The 19980-nt window shown below is 60.6% G+C and carries 16 protein-coding genes; all 16 read left to right on the top strand.

The genetic code is table 11. The features are described from left to right. Nucleotides 1-33: 33 nt before the first annotated feature. The 16 genes from FQ185_RS08675 (at nucleotide 34) to FQ185_RS08600 (ending at nucleotide 19970) form a co-directional block, all read left to right on the top strand. Nucleotides 34-543 carry a sigma-70 family RNA polymerase sigma factor gene (locus tag FQ185_RS08675; RefSeq protein ID WP_149417070.1) on the top strand — a complete coding sequence of 170 codons (510 nt, stop codon included), beginning with the start codon at nucleotides 34-36 and terminating at the stop codon, nucleotides 541-543. Then, nucleotides 540-1490, top strand: coding sequence for a FecR domain-containing protein (locus tag FQ185_RS08670; RefSeq protein WP_149417069.1), 951 nt, complete (start codon nucleotides 540-542; stop codon nucleotides 1488-1490). Before FQ185_RS08675 ends, FQ185_RS08670 begins: the two co-directional genes overlap by 4 nt. A 67-nt stretch (nucleotides 1491-1557) precedes the next feature. Continuing rightward, a complete protein-coding gene (locus tag FQ185_RS08665) occupies nucleotides 1558-3981 on the top strand; it encodes a TonB-dependent receptor (protein WP_149417068.1) in 2424 nt (807 codons plus the stop codon). Nucleotides 3982-4337: 356 nt separating this feature from the next. Then, nucleotides 4338-5714 carry a diaminobutyrate--2-oxoglutarate transaminase gene (locus tag FQ185_RS08660; protein WP_149417223.1) on the top strand — a complete coding sequence of 459 codons (1377 nt, stop codon included), beginning with the start codon at nucleotides 4338-4340 and terminating at the stop codon, nucleotides 5712-5714. A 211-nt stretch (nucleotides 5715-5925) separates the two neighbouring features. Beyond that, the gene (locus FQ185_RS08655; RefSeq protein WP_149417067.1) at nucleotides 5926-7707 is read left to right on the top strand and encodes an IucA/IucC family siderophore biosynthesis protein; all 1782 of its coding nucleotides are present in this window, start codon (nucleotides 5926-5928) and stop codon (nucleotides 7705-7707) included. Further along, on the top strand, nucleotides 7700-8911 hold the full coding sequence (locus tag FQ185_RS08650) for a type III PLP-dependent enzyme (RefSeq protein ID WP_149417066.1): 1212 nt from the start codon (nucleotides 7700-7702) through the stop codon (nucleotides 8909-8911). The genes FQ185_RS08655 and FQ185_RS08650 overlap by 8 nt, the downstream gene beginning before the upstream one ends. Next, nucleotides 8908-10335 (top strand): DHA2 family efflux MFS transporter permease subunit, encoded by a 1428-nt coding sequence (locus tag FQ185_RS08645; RefSeq protein WP_149417222.1) that lies wholly within the window; start codon nucleotides 8908-8910, stop codon nucleotides 10333-10335. The genes FQ185_RS08650 and FQ185_RS08645 overlap by 4 nt, the downstream gene beginning before the upstream one ends. A 24-nt stretch (nucleotides 10336-10359) precedes the next feature. Next, nucleotides 10360-12225, top strand: a complete 1866-nt coding sequence (locus FQ185_RS08640; protein ID WP_371926603.1) for an IucA/IucC family siderophore biosynthesis protein — start codon at nucleotides 10360-10362, stop codon at nucleotides 12223-12225. After that, nucleotides 12219-12992 (top strand): HpcH/HpaI aldolase/citrate lyase family protein, encoded by a 774-nt coding sequence (locus tag FQ185_RS08635; protein WP_178113510.1) that lies wholly within the window; start codon nucleotides 12219-12221, stop codon nucleotides 12990-12992. Before FQ185_RS08640 ends, FQ185_RS08635 begins: the two co-directional genes overlap by 7 nt. Before the next feature lie 4 nt (nucleotides 12993-12996). Continuing rightward, the gene (locus FQ185_RS08630) at nucleotides 12997-14838 is read left to right on the top strand and encodes an IucA/IucC family siderophore biosynthesis protein (RefSeq protein WP_149417063.1); all 1842 of its coding nucleotides are present in this window, start codon (nucleotides 12997-12999) and stop codon (nucleotides 14836-14838) included. Then, the gene (locus tag FQ185_RS08625) at nucleotides 14828-15751 is read left to right on the top strand and encodes an ABC transporter substrate-binding protein (protein WP_149417062.1); all 924 of its coding nucleotides are present in this window, start codon (nucleotides 14828-14830) and stop codon (nucleotides 15749-15751) included. The genes FQ185_RS08630 and FQ185_RS08625 overlap by 11 nt, the downstream gene beginning before the upstream one ends. Beyond that, entirely contained in the window at nucleotides 15748-16737 is a 990-nt protein-coding gene (locus FQ185_RS08620) for an iron ABC transporter permease (protein WP_149417061.1), read from the top strand. The genes FQ185_RS08625 and FQ185_RS08620 overlap by 4 nt, the downstream gene beginning before the upstream one ends. Beyond that, the gene (locus tag FQ185_RS08615) at nucleotides 16730-17761 is read left to right on the top strand and encodes an iron chelate uptake ABC transporter family permease subunit (protein WP_149417060.1); all 1032 of its coding nucleotides are present in this window, start codon (nucleotides 16730-16732) and stop codon (nucleotides 17759-17761) included. Before FQ185_RS08620 ends, FQ185_RS08615 begins: the two co-directional genes overlap by 8 nt. Nucleotides 17762-17773: 12 nt before the next feature. Then, nucleotides 17774-18565: an ABC transporter ATP-binding protein gene (locus FQ185_RS08610; RefSeq protein WP_149417059.1), complete on the top strand. Its 792-nt coding sequence runs from the start codon at nucleotides 17774-17776 to the stop codon at nucleotides 18563-18565. Then, entirely contained in the window at nucleotides 18562-19347 is a 786-nt protein-coding gene (locus tag FQ185_RS08605; RefSeq protein ID WP_149417058.1) for an IucA/IucC family C-terminal-domain containing protein, read from the top strand. The genes FQ185_RS08610 and FQ185_RS08605 overlap by 4 nt, the downstream gene beginning before the upstream one ends. Next, nucleotides 19338-19970: an RraA family protein gene (locus tag FQ185_RS08600; protein WP_149417057.1), complete on the top strand. Its 633-nt coding sequence runs from the start codon at nucleotides 19338-19340 to the stop codon at nucleotides 19968-19970. The genes FQ185_RS08605 and FQ185_RS08600 overlap by 10 nt, the downstream gene beginning before the upstream one ends. The last annotated feature ends 10 nt before the right edge of the window (nucleotides 19971-19980 follow it).

Genomic DNA, 19980 nt, shown 5'->3' with positions numbered 1-19980 from the left:
TTTAAAATATTTCTTCGCGCAGGGTTCCTTGATATGAGTGATGCAGCGATGCCGGCGGCGCAAAATTTCCACGACCTGTACCGCGACCATCGTGGCTGGCTCGAAAGCTGGTTGAGACGGCGTATGAGCAATGGCAGTGATGCGGCGGACCTGAGTCAGGATACGTTTGTGCGGTTACTCGCCAGCTCGCAGAGCATTGCCGACCTGCAGGAGCCTCGCGCCTATCTGGCGACAGTGGGCAAGCGGCTGCTGACCAACTTCTATAAGCGTCGAAGCCTTGAGCAGGCCTACGTCAGTGCATTGGCGCTGTTGCCTGAGGACTGCGTGCCGTCCCCTGAACAACGCTGGATTCTGTTGGAAACCCTGCAAGCCATGGACGAATTGCTCGATGGACTGCCGACCCCGGTGCGGCGCGCGTTCCTCTGGAGCCAACTGGAAGGCCTGGGTTATCAAGAGATCGCCGAGCGCCTGCAAGTCTCGGAACGCACGGTCAAGCGCTACATGGCGCAAGCCTACGAGCACTGCCTGCTGGTGGAGCTGTGATCGGTTCTGCACCTTCGGCCGAAGCCCGCCAGGTCGTGCGGGCCGCCGCGCAGTGGCTGGCGCTCATGGAATCCGGCTCGGCTAATGAGCGAGATCGTGCTGAGCTGCAAAGCTGGCGCGACAGCCACAGCAGTCATGAGCAAGCCTGGCAGAAAGCTCAACTCTTGCGCCAACGCTTTGCCGGCCTGCCGTCGGCACTGGCGATGGCCAGTCTGGATCGGCAGCAAATGAATCGGCGCACAGTGCTCAAACGCGCCGTCGGGGCGGTTGCGCTGGTGCCGACGGCCTGGCTGATCAGTCGACAGTTACCCTTGGATGTCTGGAGCGCCGATCTGCGGACTGCGACCGGTGAGGACAAAAAAGTCCAACTGGCCGATGGCAGCTCGCTGCAATTGAACACCGCGAGTGCGGTCGATATTGACCTGAAGAACCGGCGACTGACGCTCGTGGAAGGCGAGATAGCGCTGGATGTGCCGGGGACCTCGCCGTTTACGATCCTGACGCACTTCGGGCAAGTGATCGTCAGTCAGAGCGAAGTGTGCGTGCGTCAGGGCCCGGCGGGCTGCAAGGTGTCAGTGCTTAAAGGCACGGTGCAGTTGCAGCCTTTGCGCGGATCGGTCTTTTCGTTGCGGGGAGGCCAGCAAGTCAGCCTTCTGGCAGCGGGTGCAGGCAGCGTCGAGCCATTCGACGTGCTCGCCCCAGGCTGGCGTGAAGGTGTGTTGATGGCGCAGAACCAGCCTTTGGGGGATTTTCTGCGCGAGCTCAGCACCTATCGCCCGGGCGTGTTGCGCTGGGAGCCAGAACTGGAATCCTTGCGCGTCACCGGTAGTTTTCGTCTGCAAGATACCGATCGTATCCTGGCGCTGCTCGCGGCCAGCCTGCCGCTGGAGGTGCATTCGCGTACGCGCTATTGGGTAACGCTGCTGCCACGCAAAAATAGTGTTTAAAGCGTGTCCCCTTTCTTCGAGTCGCTTGTCATTCAAGGCAAGTGAAACGAAATCAGAGAGATTCTCAATGCCCGTAGTGATGCCCTGCAGTACGCGTCTGGGTTCTTCCAGGCTGCGCCCGTTGATGCACTTGAGTCTGTTGTTGAGCCTGAGTGCCTGTCCGTTGTTCATCACCGCTGGTTGGGCCGATGACGCGTCAAGACGCAGTTATCAGGTGCCGGCAGGAAGCCTCAGCGCCGCGTTGACCCGCTTCGCCGGATTGGCCGGGGTCAACCTTTCGGTGGATCCCGCACTGGTCAGTGGCCGCAACAGTCCCGGGCTTTCAGGCGAATACGCGGTCGAGGAGGGCTTTGCCCGGCTGTTGCAGGGTTCCGGTCTGCAACTGCAGCCGGCGGGTGAACTAGCCTACTTCCTGACCCCGGTGCCAGAAGGCAGCAGCCTGCAGCTGGGGGCCACCTCGATTGTCGGTGCCGCTGACTCAGAGCACGGCGAACCGTATGCCGGCGGCCAGGTTGCGCGCCGTGGTTCGCAAGGCTTGCTGGGCTCGAAAGATTTCATGGAAACGCCGTTCAGCATGACCACCTACACCAGTGAGGTGGTCAAAAACCAGCAGGCGCGTACCTTGGGCGACGTGATCGCCAACGATCCTTCGGTTCGCGCCACCAACCCGGCGGGTGGGCGCTATGAGCAGTTCACCATTCGCGGGATGAGCCTGTTCAACAGTGATGTTGCCTACAACGGTCTCTACGGCGTCCTGCCGACTTATTCGATCGACATGGAGATGGCCGACCGCGTCGACGTCCTCAAAGGCCCGAGCCAGCTCATCAACGGCATCTCGCCGCGGGGCAGCGTTGGTGGCGGGATCAACGTGGTGCCCAAGCGCGCGACCGACAAGCCCATTACTTCATTCACCGGCAGTTACGCTTCCGACAGCCAGGTCGGTGGTGCCGTGGATGTCGGCCGGCGCTTTGGTGAAGACAACAAGTTCGGTCTTCGTTTCAACGGCGTGAAGCAGTCCGGCGATACCGAATGGGATCACCAGAATGTCGACCGTGAGATGGCTGTGCTGGGCCTGGATTTTCGCGGTGAACGCCTGCGACTCTCGACGGACATCGGGCGTACCGAGCGTGATACCGATGCCCCGCAAGAACGCGTGCAGGTCAACGCCAACGCGAAGGTGCCGAATCCGAACGATGTGCGCCGCAACTATGCGCAGCCCTGGAGCCAGGCAAGTACCAACGATACGTTCGGCACGGTGAACGGCGAATTCGATGTCAGCGACAACGTCATGCTGTACGGCGGCGTGGGCGCGCGCAAAAGTAACCATGACTTCCTCCGTCATGCCGTTTCCGTCACCAACGACGCCGGCAATTTCAGCGTTCAACCGCGTGACTTCACCCGTGACGAAAATGTCCGGACGGCCACGGCTGGGGTGCGCAACTGGTTCCATACGGGCCCGGTAAGCCATGAAGTCAACCTGGCTGCCAGCTATTTCTACATGGATTTCGAAAACGGCGGCGCCCGCTATGCCGCGGGCAATAGCAACATTTACAACCCCGTTGTAACACCAACGCCGGTTAGGCCTACGCGACAGGATTCGGAGGTCTATACCGAAAACCGTTCCACCGGTGTGGCGTTGTCCGACACCTTGGGCTTCTTCGATGACCGGCTGCTGCTGACTCTCGGCGCCCGCTGGCAGCGCGTGAAGGTTGACGACTGGACCGATAACGTCAGAGGCGATACCGCCTACGACGAGGAAAAGGTTTCGCCGTCTGGCGGTATCCTGTTCAAGGCAACCGATAAGCTGTCGCTGTATGCCAACTACATGGAAGGCCTGAGCCAAGGCAAGATCGCACCGTCGACATCGGTGAACGAGGACGAGATCTTCCCGCCGTTCATCAGCCGCCAGGTCGAAGTCGGCGCCAAGTATGACGCCGGTGCGTTCGCCGTCACCGCCGCCGTGTTCCGGATCAAGCAACCGGCCTACGAGACCAACGCCACGACGCGCGTCTTCGGCCCGAACGGCAAGCGTGAGAACACCGGTGTCGAACTGAGTGTGTTCGGTGAGCCGATCGATGGTTTCCGTCTGCTTGGCGGAGTGATGTACATCGACAGCGAGCTGGCCAAAACCACCGGTGGCACCTTCGACGGCAACCGTGCGCCTGCCACGCCCAAATACAACGTCAATCTGGGCGCCGAGTGGGACGTTCCGACCGTGCAGGGCCTGACCCTGACCAGCCGCGGCATCTATTCCAGCTCGCAGTATCTGGACCAGTCTAACGTTAAGGAAATCGATTCCTGGGAGCGTTTCGATGTGGGCGCACGTTATGCGTTCAAGATCGATGAAAAGAACATCACCCTGCGTGCCAATGTCGAGAACGTGGCGGACAAGCGCTACTGGAGCTCGGCCGGTGCCTCGGATGACAGCGAGCCTGGCTTGACGCTGTCTACCCCGCGCACCTATCTCCTTTCCGCGACCGTCGACTTCTGATTAACCCGTGTCATGCGCCCCAGGGACCGGGGCGCCTTTGTTGGGCCATGACCTGATTCGTATAGAGGAAGGACATATGAACACCATCAGTTAATGAAAGATCAAGGCACTACCCTATAAGTCAGCTGACTGTCGGTAATCTATTCCGAAGTTATCAGTTGCATTACAAGATCATGGCTAGATCATGGCACATCCCGAAGTTATGCCAAGTTTATTAACTTGGTTTTTGGCGTGTCTGAAAATTTTTAAAGTAGTTCAAATCGCTATACGTACCTTTCCAAATAAGTCCAAAGAATTAGTTGCAACCATTTGTTAATGAGAATAAGTTGCATATCGAAATTAACGAGGGTGAAGCGATGTTGAATGATGGCGTATTGCACTCTAACACTTTGCAAAAAACCAATGCCGACTATCTGGCTCGACAAAGCAAGTTTGAATCTAATGTACGCAGTTATCCACGCAAGTTACCCCTGGCAATCGCCAAGGCTCACGGGCTCTGGGTCACCGACGTCGAGGGCAATACTTACCTCGACTGCCTGGCCGGCGCTGGCACATTAGCCTTGGGACACAATCATCCGGCCATCATGGCCAGTCTCGACAGCTTTCTCGCCTCCGGCCTGCCGATGCACACCCTGGATCTGACCACAGCGGTCAAGGACGCCTTCAGCGAAACCTTGCTCAGCCTGTTACCGAACCAGGGTCGTGATTACTGCCTGCAATTTTGCGGGCCGTCCGGGGCCGATGCGGTCGAAGCCGCGCTGAAACTGGCCAAGACCTACACCGGCCGCAACAACATCATCAGTTTCTCCGGGGCCTACCATGGCATGACCCACGGCGCCCTGGCCCTGACCGGCAATACGGCGCCGAAGAATGCCATCGCCAGTCTGATGCCCGGGGTGCAGTTCATGCCGTTCCCCCACGAATACCGTTGCCCGCTGGGCATCGGCGGTGCGGCCGGGGTCGAGGCCTTGACCCACTATTTCACCCAGTTCATCGAAGACGTCGAAAGCGGCGTGTCACTGCCGGCAGCGGTCATTCTTGAGGCCGTGCAAGGCGAGGGCGGTGTCAACTGCGCCCCGGCGAACTGGCTGCGGGCGATCCGCGAAGTGACGCGCAAGCACGGCATTGTGCTGATCCTCGATGAAGTGCAGACCGGTTTCGGTCGCACCGGCAAGATGTTTGCCTTTGAACACGCTGAAATCGAACCCGACCTGATAGTCATGTCCAAAGCCGTCGGTGGCGGTTTGCCCATGGCGGTACTGGGCATCCGTCGTGAATTCGACGCCTGGGAGCCGGGCAACCACGCCGGCACCTTCCGCGGCAACCAGATGGCCATGGCCACCGGGCTGGCCACGTTGCAGGTGCTGCAACAGCAAAATCTCGCCGCTCAGGCCGAGCGCCGTGGCCAGTGGCTCAAGGACCGACTGGTCGAGTTGCAGGCGCATTATCCGGCCCTTGGCCAAGTGCGCGGTCGTGGCCTGATGCTGGGCATCGAGATTGTCGACGAGCGCCAATCGGCTGATCGCCACGGGCATTTCCCGATGGACCCGGCACTGGCCGTGGCCATCCAGCAACAGTGCTTCAAACAAGGCCTGTTGCTGGAACGCGGCGGGCGCAAAGGCAATGTCATCCGTTTGTTGCCGCCATTGATTATCGACGAAGAACAATGCCAGCAAGTGATCCAGCGTTTTGATAACGCAATGGCGGCGGCTTTATTGCAGTCGCGCGCTTGAGTTAATCAATCGAAGTTGCGTTAACCGTCCGCCAGGTCGCAGTTTGATGGCGTTGGCGTCAGTAACTTTGGTAGTCGTCCGGGTATTTAAAAGGTTCAATGAAGTGATGTCGTTACGTGGAGTTTCGTCGGCTGTCAAATCGGCCGATCAGCAACTAATTTTTTCGCCATATAACGTGTCCAGTGGCCTCGCGGGCTACTGTGGAGCACCCATGAATCATCCAAATCGCAATGTTTTACCGAATATGGTCAGTGAATTGGCGACGACGTGCGCGTTGCTTAATTGTTTGATCAAAGAGTTCGCCTTGCCGGAAAACTGCCTCAGTTACAGTTGGCCGACGCAGATGCAAGGTATCGCCCCCGGCAGTTACCTTGATGGCCTGGAATGGAAGGGCATTCCCCTGACCATCAACCTGCCCAACCAGCAACAGTTCTTTGTGATGGTGGACCGCCGTGACGGTCTGGGCAGTCATCGTTACCTGTCGGACGTCTATGCCCGGCGCGGCGAGGGTGACTGGTCGAGCCTGAGGTTTGCCGAATTCGTCGAGCAGTTGCTCGCGGCTTGCGAACACATGACCCGTGCCAGCAACGACGAGTTGCTGGATCAAGTGTTGCAAAGCCAGTTGCTGACCGCGGCCATCGTCGGCCACAACACGCCGATGGACTCGGACCCGCTCAGCGGTTATCTGGCCAGCGAGCAGGGCTTGTGGTTTGGTCACCCGAACCACCCGGCACCCAAGGCGCGTCTGTGGCCAGCTCATCTGGCCCAGGAAACCTACGCCCCGGAATTCCAGGCACGCACGCCGCTGCATCTGTTCGAGGTGCCGCTGGAAGGGCTGAGTGTCGGGGCCAACGGCCTGAGCAAAGTCCAGGTGCTGGGCGGTTTTGCCGATCAGGCACAAGCGCGGCCAGGGCATGCGGTGATCTGCATGCACCCGGTACAGGCGCAGTTGTTCATGCAGGACGGCCGGGTGCAGCGTTTATTGAAATCCGCGGCCATCGTCGACCTTGGCGCCACCGGGTTTATGGCCAATCCCACGGCGTCCATCCGCACTTGGTACATCGAGGGGCATGAGTTCTTCGTCAAGGGCTCGCTGAACGTGCGCATTACCAATTGCGTCAGGAAAAACGCCTGGTACGAGTTGGAAAGCGCGCTGATGATCGACCGCATTTTCCGCAACCTGCAACTGACCCAGCCCGAGACCCTCGGTGGTTTGTCGGTGGTGGCGGAGCCGGGCCTGTTGAGCTGGGCGCCGCAAAGCGCCAGCGAAGCCGATAGCCATTGGTTCCGTGAACAGACCGGGGCGATCCTGCGGGAGAACTTCTGCCTCGACACCGGCACCGACTGCAGCATCATGGCCGGAACGCTGTTTGCCCGGGGCCTGCATTTGCGGCCGTTGGTGCATGAGTTCCTGAGCCGGTTCAACGGCAACGATATCGACAATCAACAGCTGTTGAGCTGGTTCGACGACTATCAGGCGCTGCTGCTAAGGCCGGTGCTGGCGCTGTTTTTCAACCACGGCATCGTCATGGAGCCGCATCTGCAGAACAGCGTGCTGGTGCATGACAACGGTCGCCCGCAACGCTTGCTGCTGCGGGATTTCGAAGGGGTCAAACTGACCGACGAACTGGGTGCTTCGAAGATCGACGCCGACGTTCATCCACGGGTCCGTGAGTCGCTGCTCTATTCCCGCCAGCAGGGTTGGAACCGCATCGTCTATTGCCTGTTCGTCAACAACTTGTCCGAGGCCGTGCTAGCCCTGAGCTGGGAGCGTCCGCACCTGGCGCCACTGATGTGGCAACGGGTCGAGCAGCAATTGATCGGCATCCGCGCCGAATTGACCCGCGCGGCACCGGAGCTGGATGCTCTGATCGCCGGTCAACCGATTGCCTGCAAAACCAATCTGAAGGTGCGTCTGGCAGCCAAGGCTGATCGCCAGGCCGGCTACGTCACGCTGGTGTCCCCATGGGGCAAGGCGGCCACGCATGGATAAGCTGCCCGCCGCGGTATTGGCCGCCATCGACGAAGCCCGAACGCAACAGATCGACCCGCTGGCGCTGTTCGTCTATGACCTGGATGCGCTGAAACAGCACGTCACGCAAGTGATGGCCGCACTGCCCGAAGGCGTCGAGCTTTACTACGCGATCAAGGCCAATAGCGAGCCGCAGATCCTCGCCACCGTGGCGCCATTGGTGCACGGTTTCGAGATTTCTTCCGGCGGCGAGATCGATCGTCTCCAGGCTTGCCCGACGCCTAAGCCATTCATCTTCTCCGGCCCCGGCAAACTGGATTCCGATCTGCGTTCGGCGTTGCAACATCAGGTCGAAGCGATTCACATCGAAAGCCTGAATGAAATCGTCCGCCTGCAACGACTGGCCCTGGAAGCGGGGCGGGTGCAGGACGTGTTGTTGCGCATCAACCCTGAACTGCCGTCGCCGCTGTCGAGCAAACTCGCGATGGCCGGCACCGCCACGCCATTCGGGATTGACGAGTCAGAGCTGGCCCAGGCCGTGAGCTGGGTGGATAACGCGAGTCATCTGCGGCTCAAGGGCTTCCATGTGCATGCGATGTCCCATCAGTCGCGGGTGGAGCGCCACGAACAACTGCTCGATCTGTACCTGGAACGCTGGCCGCAGTGGAAAGCGTTATCGGCTCACACCGAAACGATCACCCACCTCAATGTGGGCGGCGGCATCGGTGTCAATTACCTCGGTCCGCAGCAATTCGATTGGCAGCGGTTGTGCGCGCACTTGGGCCAGTCCCTGGCGGCGTGTGCCGATGCGCCGATCGTGCGTTTTGAACCCGGTCGTTTCATCAGTGCGTATTGCGGCTACTACGCCATCGAAGTGCTGGACAGCAAAACCAGTCACGGCAAGCACTTCCTGGTCTGTCGCGGCGGCACCCATCAGTTCCGTCTGCCGGTTGCCCAGGGGCATGATCACCCGGTCATTCACCTGCCTCGGCACAATGCAGTACCTGGCGCAGTGGAGCAGAAGTGGACCGTGGTCGGGCAACTCTGCACGCCCAAGGATGTACTGAGTCGCGACTGCCCGCTGAGCGGCGTCGAAGTTGGCGACATGCTGGTCCTGCCGCTGGCCGGCGCCTACGGTTACAACATCTCCCACGCCGATTTTCTTTGCCATCCGCGACCGCCGCAACTGTTCGTGCAGGGTGCAGGAGGCGCATCTTGGGTTTGACGGTTGCCGCTCCACGCTGGTTGGTGGTGGTCAATGTGCTGCTTGGCACCCTGACTGTCAGCCTCAATAACAGCTCGCTCAACCCGGCATTGCCGGCGTTCATGACTGCCTTCGACATCGGGCCGGTGCTGGCGACGTGGATCGTGGCCGCGTTCATGGTGAGCATGGGCATGACCATGCCGCTCACCAGTTTTCTCAGCCAGCGGGTAGGGCGCAAGCGACTCTACCTGTGGGGCGTGGCGTTGTTTGTCTGCGGCTCGCTGATGGGCGCGCTGGCCAACTCCATCGCGCTGGTGATCACTGCTCGTGTGGTGCAAGGCATTGCCAGCGGACTGATGATTCCGTTGTCGCTGGCGATCATTTTTTCGGTGTACGCCAAAGGCGAGCGTGGTCGGGTCACTGGATTGTGGGGCGCGGCGGTGATGCTGGCACCGGCGTTGGGACCGTTGTGCGGCAGCTTGATGCTGGAGTGGTTCAGTTGGCGGTCGCTGTTCCTGATGAACGTGCCGATCGGTCTCGTCGCACTGATTCTCGGTGTGGTCGTGCTGCCGGACTCTGAAGCATCCGAGCGCAAACCGTTCGATCTGGCGGGTTACCTGCTGATTGCGGCAGGCATTGGCCTGTTGATGATTGCGGTGGGTCGGCTGCGTCACGCTGATGCCCTGACCGACCCGCTCAATCTTGGCATGTTGCTGGCAGCGATCCTGTGCCTGATCGCATTTGTACGACTGGAACTGAACCGGACTTCGCCACTGCTCAACCTGCGAATCTTCGCGCTGCGCGGTTATCGCTTGAGCGTGATCATCGCGGTGGTGCAGTCGGTGGGCATGTTCGAGTGCCTGGTGTTGTTGCCGTTGCTGGTGCAAGTGGTGATGGGCTACAGCGCGATCTGGACCGGTTTGTCGCTGCTATGCACGGCGCTGTTTGCCAGCCTGTTCGGGCATATCGGCGGCCGCTGGCTGGACCGCCACGGACCACGGGGCGTGGTGCTCTGGGGGCTGCTGCTGACCGGCGCCGCGACACTGGGCCTGGGCCTGCTCGGGGCCGGCGCCTCAATCGGCATGGTGTTTTTCCTGATGATGGTTCGCGGTGCGGGGCTGGGCCTGTCTTACATCCCGATTACCACCGCCGGGCTCAATGCATTGCCCGAACCGATGGTCACTCAAGGCGCGGCGATGAACAACATTTCCCGCCGTCTCGTGTCGTCACTGGCCATCGTCATCGCTTCGCTGTGGCTGGAGTTTCGTCTGGCGGCAGAGACGGGGGCCGGGGTTCATCAAACCGGCACCCCGGGGGCTATCAGCGAAGTGTTCATGGCCACCGGCATCCTTATCCTGCTGGCGCTGCCCTGCGCCTGGCGCTTTCCCGTTCACGCATCCGACGAGCCGGCCGAGGCACTGCCCCCGGCCCTCGAACAACGTTAATTCTTTAATCGACAAGGTATGACAATGGCGACCTCTTCTCAGGCAACACATCAGGCTCAAGATCGCGCGCCAGGCGTCTGGCTGGCGACCGCCGACACGCAACGCTACCAACAAGTGGAACAGCGGGTAGTCGGCCAACTGCTGCAAACCCTGCTGTATGAAAACGTGCTGCCGTACCGCCATTCACCGTTAACGGGCAGCCAATACCGTTTTGTCGTCAGCGGCGTCGATGCGCAGCAACAGCCGGTGGAGTACCACTGCACAGGCTTGCTCAGCGCCAGTTTCGAACTGATCCGCCTCGATTACTCCAGCCTCGAGCGCGTAGATGCCAATGGCAAGCCCAGCCAGCCGCACCTGCATCAGGCGCTGGCTGAACTGTTGAGCGACCTTCAGGACAGCCCGCACCTGCCACGCTTCACCCATGAACTGGAACAGACCCTGCTCAAGGATCTGCAATCGCGCAGCCAGGGTTATGAGGCGGAAAAGCCGCCGTATCAGCTGGACGTCGATGCGCTGGAACAGCATTTCATGGACGCCCACAGCTATCACCCTTGCTACAAATCGCGCATTGGTTTCTCGCTGAAAGACAACGCCAACTACGGTCCGGAGTTTGCCGCGCCTGTCGCCATCGTATGGCTGGCAGTGGCCAAAACTTGCGGGGCGATGAACATCTCCCGGCACCTGAATTACGACGACTTTATCCAGCAGGAGTTCGGTCTGCAGCGCTGGCAGGCACTCGCTGAAAGTCTCACCGACCAGGGCAAGTCGATGGGCGATTACTGGCTGATGCCGGTGCATCCGTGGCAGTGGGAAAACGTTGTTGTTCCGGTGTTTTACCCGGAGCTGGTCAGCGGTGAAGTGATCCATCTGGGCACCACCGACGATCGCTATCAGGCGCAGCAGTCGATCCGCACCCTGGCCAACGTCACGGAAAAACAGCGGCCCTACGTCAAGCTCGCGCTGAGCATGACCAACACCTCCAGTACGCGCATCCTGGCCCGGCACACGGTGATGAATGGCCCGATTATCACCGACTGGCTGCACCAGTTGATCCGCAGCGACAGCACCGCCCGCGACCTTGGTTTTGTGATTCTCGGTGAGGTGGTCGGCGTCAGCTTCGACTACGATCACCTGCCCGCCACGCGCATGTCCCAGGCCTACGGCACCATGGGCACGCTGTGGCGCGAAAGCATTCACCAATACCTTGAAGACGATGAGCAAGCGGTGCCGTTCAACGGTTTGAGTTCCGTGGACAATCGTTATGGCCGCGGTGAACAGACGCCGTTTATCGATGCCTGGATCAAGCAATACGGCTTGCACGCCTGGACCCGCCAACTGCTGCAAGTCGCGGTGTCGCCGATTATTCACATGCTCTACGCCGAAGGGATCGGCATGGAGTCCCACGGCCAGAACATCGTCCTGATCGTCAAGCAAGGCTGGCCGCAACGCATTGCCCTGAAAGACTTCCACGACGGCGTACGTTATTCGCCGCAGCACCTCGGGCGCCCGGAATTGGCCCCGACCCTGGTGCCGCTGCCCGCCAGCCATGCCAAGCTCAACCGCAACTCGTTCATCCTCACCGACGACGTCGATGCGGTACGCGACTTCTCCTGTGATTCGTTCTTTTTCATCGCCATGGCCGAGATGGCGATCTTCCTGCATCAGCACTATCAACTGGCAGAAACCGAGTTCTGGCAGATGACTGCCGAGGTGATTACTGGTTATCAGGCCGACCATCCGCAACACCGTGCGCGTTATGCAGCGTTTGATGTGTTCGCGCCGTTCTATGAAGTCGAAGAACTGACCAAGCGCCGCCTGCTGGGCGATGGCGAACGTCGTTTCAAATCGGTGCCCAATCCGCTGCACGCCTTCCGGCCACAATCATGCTGAGGACCAATCTGCTCAAGCAGAAACTCACCGCGGGTGCGCCGGCCTACGGTTTGATCAGCTCGATTCCGTCGCCGGCGGCCATCGAATTGATTGCCGAAGCCGGTTTCGATTTCGTGATCATCGACATGGAACACGTGCTGATTAATCCCGAAACTGTGGAGAACATGATCCGCACCGCCGAAAGCTATGCGATCACGCCGCTGGTGCGGGTGGCGGATCTCAACCCGAAAACCCTTCTGCGCCTGCTCGATGGTGGCGCCCAGGGGATCGTGTTGCCGATGATCGAAGGCCCCGAGTCCTTGGCCGAAAGCATTCGCGCCTGTAAATACCACCCGCAGGGCTCCCGCAGCCTGAATGCCGGGCGCCCCGGTGCGTTTGGCAAACACAGCCTGGCGCAATACATCGGGTTGGCCAACGAGCAAATCATGATCGTGGCGATGATCGAAAGTGCCGAAGGCGTGCGACGTGCGGCAGAGATTGCCGCCGTGCCGGGCCTCGACATGATCCTCGAAGGCGCGGCGGATTTGTCGCAATCGCTGGGCATGCCCTGGCAGATCGACCGGCCCGAAGTACAAGACGCATTGCTCAGCAGTTGGCAAGCCGCCAACGCGGCGGGTGTGCCGTATTGCGCGATTCCACGCCAGCCGGGCGACCACGAACGGTGGTTAGCCCGGGGCGTAAAAAGTTTTGTTTTGGGTGACGAGCGTGGCATCGCTTTTCGTGCCCTCCAGGCCAGATTGGCCGCCACTTCAGCAGAAGGAAAATAATCCGATGAACTTCACCACATTGGCCGCCGACAGGGTGATGCAGGATCTGGTCGATTGTTTGCTGGCCGAACATTTTTTCGGGACTGAGCCGCTGAACCTGGCGGCGCCCGCAGCCGACCAGCCGTTTACCGGATTGAGTGCCGAACAGCGCATTTGGGAATGGCACAACGAGCCGCAGGGTTCGATTCTTTTGGCCCTGCGTCCCGGCCTCACTCAGCAATGGGAAAAAGTACCGGGTACGCCGGTGTTGGGTCGCCAGAATGAGCAACTGACGGAACTGTCGCCGGAAGCTTTCATGACCCAGGTATTGGCCGGTATGACCGACCGCTATCAGGACAATGAAAAGGGCTTTGCGCTGTTCCTCGACGTGCTGCGCACCAGCGTCCGCCAAACCGAGCTGTCCCTGGCTCATCGGGTCGACAGCGAGCGTTTGCTGGAAAAGAGCAACGCGGACTTTTTCCTGACCATGGAGCAGTGGGCTTCGCTGCGTGATCGTCCCTACCATCCACTGGCCAAAGCCAAGCAAGGTTTGAACGACGCCGAGTATCAACACTATCAGGCCGAATTCGCCCGGCCGGTGACGCTGAACTGGGTAGCCATCGACCGCACATTGCTGCAATGCGGCGACGGTGTGACCAACCTGGCGCAAAGTTATCCGGCCCAATATCTGCTGCCGCCACTGTTGCAGGCCGACTTGCTACAGGAGCTGCAACAACGGGGCATTGCCGATAGCCATGTCGCGTTGCCGGTGCATCCGTGGCAGTTCGACCACGTGCTGGAGGCGCAACTGGGCGATGCCTTCGCCAAGGGTGATTGCCAGCGACTGGATTTCACTGACGGTGATTTCTTCGCCACCTCGTCGTTGCGCTCGATGACCCCGTGCTTCAACAGCGCCGACTACCTCAAGTTGCCGATGGCGATCTATTCCCTCGGTGCCTCGCGTTACCTGCCAGCGGTGAAAATGATCAACGGCGGCTTGAGTGAAGCGCTATTGCGTCAGGCGCTGGGCAAAGATGAAACCCTGCAACAATCCCTGCACCTGTGCGATGAAACCAAGTGGTGGGCGTTCATGCCGCCGGACGCCACGCTGTTCGACGAAGCGCCGCGTCATCTGGCGGCCATGGTCCGTGGTTATCCGCCAGCGTTGCTGGAAGATCCGGACACCCGACTGGTGCCCATGGCCGCCCTCGGCACGCCGCTGCCCGGCAGTAATCAGCACTTTTTCGATGACTGGATGGCCTACCGTCAACTGCCGGCCAACGCCGCATCGGTAATGACGCTGTTCCGCGAGCTGTGCCACAGCTTCTTCGACATCAACCTGCGGATGTTCCGCATCGGCATGTTGGGGGAAATTCACGGGCAGAACGCGGTGCTGGTGTGGAAGGCCGGTTACGCCCAAGGGCTGTTGCTGCGCGATCACGATTCGTTGCGCATCTTTGTGCCTTGGCTGGAACGCAATGGCCTGGCCGATCCGGCTTACCGGTTGAAGAAGGGGCACGCCAACACGCTGTATCACGAGCGTGCGCAAGACCTGCTGTTCTGGTTGCAGACCCTAGGAATCCAGGTCAACTTCCGCTCCATCATCGAGACGCTGGCGCAGGTTTACTCATTGCCAGCCAACCGTTTGTGGACGGCGATGGGCGAAGTGTTGAACGAGTTGATTGACACCATCGAGTTCGACGACGAAGCTCGCGCCATGATTAAACAGCAATTGTTCGAAGCACCCCACTGGCCGCAGAAGCTGCTGCTCACGCCGATGATCGAGCGGGCGGGCGGCCCGGGTAGCATGCCGTTTGGCAAAGGGCAGGTGGTGAACCCTTTCCACCGGTTGAATAATGAAGCCTGACCCTCGATGTCATCCCTCCAGGCGCACGCTGTTGCGCCTGTCCCTGGGGATGCTCGCACTCAGGTTTTCCATGCCTGCGTTGGCGCAAACCGACGCCGCGCCGCTGCGGGTGATCACCCTGTTTCAGGGGGCCACCGACAGCGCCGTGGCGTTGGGCGTTACGCCGTGCGGCATCGTTGATTCCTGGAGCGAGAAGCCGACCTATCACTATTTGCGTTGGGCGCTGGAGCAGGTGCCCCATGTCGGGCTGGAAACCCAACCCAGCCTGGAGGACATCGCGCTGCTGAAACCGGACGTGATCTTCGCCTCGCGCTTTCGCCATGAACGCATCGCGCCACTGCTCAAGCAAATCGCCCCGGTGGTGATGCTGGAGGAAGTGTTCGAGTTCAAAAAGACCCTGGCGCTGATGGGCGTTGCCTTGTACCGCAAGCAGCGGGCTGACGAGGTGCTGACTCAGTGGCAACTGCGAGTGGCGCAACTGCGTCTGCAATTGCAGCAGAAGTTTGCCGGGCGCTGGCCGCCCACGGTGTCGATTCTGGATGTCCGCGAGGACCACATCCGCAGTTACCTGCCGGCCAGTTTCCCGGGTTCGGTGATCACCGAGCTGGGTTTCGACTGGAGTGAGGCCAGTCGGGCGGCGGGAGGGGTGTCGATCAAACTCACCAGCAAGGAAAGTCTTGCGGTGGTGAATGCCGATATTTTCTTTGTCTTCTTGCGCGCGGAGAAAGCGGCAGTGCAGCGAAACTATGAAAGCCTGGTGCAGCATCCGCTGTGGCAGCAAATGCGCGCGCCGCAGCAAGGGCGAGTGTGGCGGGTCGACAGCGTGGTCTGGAGCCTGTCGGGCGGCATGCTCGGGGCGAACCTGATGCTCGATGACGTTGCTCGTCTGGTCACGGCGGACGTGGCCTCATGAGCAATGCGTTGAAGATGTGGAGTGCGGGCGTCGTGTTGCTGTTGAGCTGCGTGCTGAGCCTGGCGGTCGGGGCGACCTGGATTCCGTTGTCGCAGATTGCGGCGGCGTTCGTGCATCCCGATCCGTTGAGCGTCAGCCATGTGCTGGTAACCACCACGCGCCTGTCGCGCACCTTGATGGCGATAGCCGTGGGCGCGAGCCTGGCGGTGGCGGGCGCCTTGATGCAGGCGCTGACGCGCAATCCGCTGGCGTCCCCCGGGCTGTTCGGGATCAACGCCGGGGCGACGTTTTTTATCATCCTGTTTTCCGCGGTGTTCTCCCTGGCGTCCCCCGATGCCTGGCTGTGGTGCGCGTTCTTCGGTGCTGCGGTGGCCGGCAGCCTGGTGTGGCTGATCGGCAACATGGGGCAGGGCAGTCTCAGCCCGTTGCGCATCGTGCTGGCGGGCGCGGCGATGGCGGCGTTGTTTTCGGCGTTCAGCCAGGCGCTGCTGGTGGTCAATCAGGATGGGCTGGACACGGTGCTGTTTTGGCTGGCGGGTTCGTTGACCGAACGCAGCCTGTCAGTCGCCGCGCCGTTACTGTTGTGCGGTGTGCTCGGTTTGTTCGGCGCGATGTTGCTGGCGGGGCAGGTCAATGTGCTGAACGCCGGGGAAGAAATTGCTACCGGCCTTGGACAGCGAACGGGGTTGATTCGGCTGATGATGAGCGTGCTGGTCGTCTGCCTGGCGGGCAGTGCGGTGGCGTTGGCCGGCAGCATCGGTTTCATCGGTTTGCTGGTGCCGCACATGGTGCGCAAGGGATTGTCCATCGACCATCGCTGGTTGCTGCCGGGATGCGCGCTGCTCGGCGCGATTCTGCTGTTGCTGGCCGATACCTTGTCGCGGGTGCTGATCTTGCCTCAGGAAGTGCCGGTGGGCGTGATGACGGCGCTGTTCGGTGCGCCGTTTTTTATCATGCTCGCCCGGCGTGGAGGTCGGTATGGATAAGGTCCTGACCTGGCGTCTCAGCGGGTTTTCCCGACGGATCAATGTCGCCACGTTGTGGCGATTGCTCGCGGCGCTGATGGTCACGGCGCTGATCATGCTCGGCTCGCTGTCGCTGGGCAAAGTCATACTGTCGCCGCTGGAGGTGCTGCGGATATTGCTGTCGAGCCAGGACGCCAGCCTGACGTTTATCGTCGAGCAACTGCGCTTTCCACGCATGCTGCTGGCGGCGCTGGTGGGGGCGGCGTTGTCGGTGTCGGGGCTGATTCTGCAAAGCATCATCCGCAACCCGCTGGCCTCGCCTGACCTGCTGGGCATTACCAGTGGCGCCAGTACCGCGGCGGTGCTTTATTTGTCGTTTTTCTCGGTGGCGCTGGGTCAACAATATCTGCCGTTGGCAGCGATGCTTGGTGCGGGGCTGGCGGCGTTGGCGATCTATTTGCTGGCGTGGAAACAGGGGGCTTCGCCACTGCGGCTGGTGTTGATCGGTGTTGGCATCTCGGCGATGTTGACCGCCGCGACCACCTTCATTCTGGTCTTCAGTCCGCTGACCACCACCCTGTCGGCCTACGTCTGGCTGACCGGTAGCGTGTACGGTGCCAGTTGGCCGGAACCGCTGGCGCTGGGTCGCTGGCTGTTGTGCATTTGTCCGTTGCTGGTGCTGCTCGCCCGTCAGGTGATGGTGCAACAACTGGATGACAACCTGGCTCAGGGGATTGGTGTGCGCGTGCAGTGGTTGCGCGCCGGTTTGTTGCTGGTCAGCGTCGCGTTGGCCGGTGCAGCGATTGCCTGGGGCGGGGCGATCGCGTTTGTCGGGCTGATCGCGCCGCACATTGCCAAGCGTCTGGTGGCGCCGGGTTTCGGTGGTCAAGCGGTGATGGCGGCGCTGGTCGGGGCGAATCTTGTGGTGCTGGCCGACCTGGCCGGGCGCACGCTGTTTTTGCCGCTGGACCTGCCGGCCGGGATTTTTGTCGCGGTGCTGGGCACACCCTTTTTTCTCTATTTATTGATTAAACAGCGTCATTAAGGAATTCAACGTATGACGTCGATTGCAAGTCGCGGCCTGACCCTGAGTTATCAGCGCCAGGTGATTATTGACGCGCTGGACATGCAACTGCCCAAAGGCAAGATTTCGGTATTGATTGGCAGCAACGGCTGCGGCAAAAGCACCTTGCTCAAATCCTTCGCCCGACTGCTGAAACCGCAGCAGGGTTCGGTGATTCTCAATGGGGTGGATATCCAGCACAAATCCACCGCCGCCGTGGCCCGGGAGTTGGCGATTTTGCCGCAGACCCCGAGCGCGCCGGAGGGGATTACTGTCCGCCAGTTGGTGGCGCTGGGGCGTTATCCCTATCAGAGCTGGATGCAACAGTGGTCGGCGGAAGACGAGGCCATGGTCAACCGCGCACTGGCGCAGACCAGCCTGCTGGCCCTGGCGGATCGGCCGGTGGACGCGTTGTCCGGCGGGCAGCGCCAACGTGCCTGGATCGCCATGACCCTGGCCCAGGACACCGGCATCGTATTGCTCGACGAGCCGACGACCTTCCTCGACCTGGCGCACCAGATCGAAGTGCTGGACCTGCTGCGCGACCTCAACCGGCTCGAAAACAAAACCATCATCATGGTGCTGCACGACCTCAACCTGGCCTGTCGTTACGCCGACCACATGGTCGCGGTGCACAACCAGACCGCGTTCGCCCAAGGACGGCCCGACGAGGTGTTGACCGAGGCGTTGGTCAAAACCGTGTTCGATCTCAATTGCCGGATCATCCCCGATCCGTTTTTCGGAACGCCGCTGTGCATTCCATTTGGCCGGGAACTGCCGCAATGAATCTGCCGGGTCATTTCACGGCGCCAGAGTGGGCGGTGTTGTCCGGTGGTTTGCGGCTCAAAAACAGCGAAGAGCGCGACCCGTTGCGTTCGCTGATGGCCCGGGACTTGTTGCAAGAAGACGTGTGCGTGCAATTGCTGGATGCCTTGGGCCCGGTGATCGGCTCGCCAACCCGTGCGATCACCGCCTCGTTGCTGGGCAAGCGATTGTCGTTTCTGGCGACCGGCGCCTGTTTGTATGCGATGTCGGTGTATGACAAAGGGCTGTTGCTGACCCTCGACAACACGGTGATCGAATACGGCCACGATGACGGGCTGTGGACGTCTTCGATGCCGCTGCATCACGGTCAGCCGCTGACCTATGGGGTGAATGAGCGCGAGGCCTGGCGCGAAGCCTTGGTACAGGCGCTGTTCGCTGGATTACTGAAACCGCTGTGGCAAACCTTCAATCGCGTTACAGGCGTGTCCCGGCGCATCCTTTGGGAAAACACCGCCGTACGCGTGTATTCGCTGTATGAAAAACGCATGGCAAAGATCGACGATCCGATGGTGCGCGAGCGCTATGAAGCTGACTTTCAATGGTTGCTGACCCGAGCCGAGCCGGCGCTGTTCGGCCTCGATTACAACCCGCTGAGCCATTTTCGTCGGCCGCCGACGCTGGTGGACGAGGGGCAACGGAGCATTCGTTTTCGTCGAACCTGCTGCTTCTATTACCTGGCCACGGAACCCGCGGAATACTGCTCGACCTGCCCACTGCTACGTCCGGGGAAAAAATGCCGATGAGCTACCAGATCACCCCTCGCCAGCAATTGGTCAGTCCCGAGTTGCTCGAAAAATACCGATCAATCCCGTCGTCCACCATCGGCCACTTTTCCGACCAAGGATTCCTGCGTGGGATCAAACCACTGTTCAACAACATCCGCATGGCCGGCAACGTGGTCACCGTCAAAGTCTTCCCGCCCGATGGCAGTGTTTTGCGCGAAGCGCTGTTGCTGAGTGAGCCGGGCGATGTGCTGGTGATCGAATGCGTGGGTGACGCCGAGTGCGGCTGTTGGGGCGAACTGCGGACCCTGGCCGGATTGATCAAGGGGTTGGCCGGCGTGGTGGTGTCTGGTGCTGTTACCGATGTGAGCGCCTTGCGACTTCACGGGCTGCCGGTGTTTTGTCGCGACGTCAGTGCGTTCACCACACGCGGCATCGGTGCCCAGGGTGAAGTTAATCAGCCGATCCGGGTCGGCGAAGTTCGGGTACAACCGGGAGACCTGGCCATTGGTGACGATGACGGCGTCTTCATCCTTGATGCCGGGCGAGCAGCCGAGCTGCTGCCCGAGTTATTGGCCAAGGAAGAAACCGATCAACGCCGCCGTTTGGAATTCCTCCAGAGACTCGACGCCCGCCTGACCTGAGGCTGCATGA

Source organism: Pseudomonas sp. ANT_H12B (assembly GCF_008369325.1).
Taxonomy (GTDB): domain Bacteria; phylum Pseudomonadota; class Gammaproteobacteria; order Pseudomonadales; family Pseudomonadaceae; genus Aquipseudomonas.
This window is presented reverse-complemented; position numbering and strand designations above follow the sequence as displayed.

What these genes read in the sequence shown, in the direction of transcription:
- FQ185_RS08675 (WP_149417070.1), top strand. Translation starts at nt 34, where the DNA reads ATGAGTGATGCAGCGATGCCGGCGGCGCAAAATTTCCACGACCTGTAC.
- FQ185_RS08665 (WP_149417068.1), top strand. Translation starts at nt 1,558, where the DNA reads ATGCCCGTAGTGATGCCCTGCAGTACGCGTCTGGGTTCTTCCAGGCTG.
- FQ185_RS08660 (WP_149417223.1), top strand. Translation starts at nt 4,338, where the DNA reads ATGTTGAATGATGGCGTATTGCACTCTAACACTTTGCAAAAAACCAAT.
- FQ185_RS08655 (WP_149417067.1), top strand. Translation starts at nt 5,926, where the DNA reads ATGAATCATCCAAATCGCAATGTTTTACCGAATATGGTCAGTGAATTG.
- FQ185_RS08650 (WP_149417066.1), top strand. Translation starts at nt 7,700, where the DNA reads ATGGATAAGCTGCCCGCCGCGGTATTGGCCGCCATCGACGAAGCCCGA.
- FQ185_RS08640 (WP_371926603.1), top strand. Translation starts at nt 10,360, where the DNA reads ATGGCGACCTCTTCTCAGGCAACACATCAGGCTCAAGATCGCGCGCCA.
- FQ185_RS08635 (WP_178113510.1), top strand. Translation starts at nt 12,219, where the DNA reads ATGCTGAGGACCAATCTGCTCAAGCAGAAACTCACCGCGGGTGCGCCG.
- FQ185_RS08630 (WP_149417063.1), top strand. Translation starts at nt 12,997, where the DNA reads ATGAACTTCACCACATTGGCCGCCGACAGGGTGATGCAGGATCTGGTC.
- FQ185_RS08625 (WP_149417062.1), top strand. Translation starts at nt 14,828, where the DNA reads ATGAAGCCTGACCCTCGATGTCATCCCTCCAGGCGCACGCTGTTGCGC.
- FQ185_RS08620 (WP_149417061.1), top strand. Translation starts at nt 15,748, where the DNA reads ATGAGCAATGCGTTGAAGATGTGGAGTGCGGGCGTCGTGTTGCTGTTG.
- FQ185_RS08615 (WP_149417060.1), top strand. Translation starts at nt 16,730, where the DNA reads ATGGATAAGGTCCTGACCTGGCGTCTCAGCGGGTTTTCCCGACGGATC.
- FQ185_RS08610 (WP_149417059.1), top strand. Translation starts at nt 17,774, where the DNA reads ATGACGTCGATTGCAAGTCGCGGCCTGACCCTGAGTTATCAGCGCCAG.
- FQ185_RS08605 (WP_149417058.1), top strand. Translation starts at nt 18,562, where the DNA reads ATGAATCTGCCGGGTCATTTCACGGCGCCAGAGTGGGCGGTGTTGTCC.
- FQ185_RS08600 (WP_149417057.1), top strand. Translation starts at nt 19,338, where the DNA reads ATGCCGATGAGCTACCAGATCACCCCTCGCCAGCAATTGGTCAGTCCC.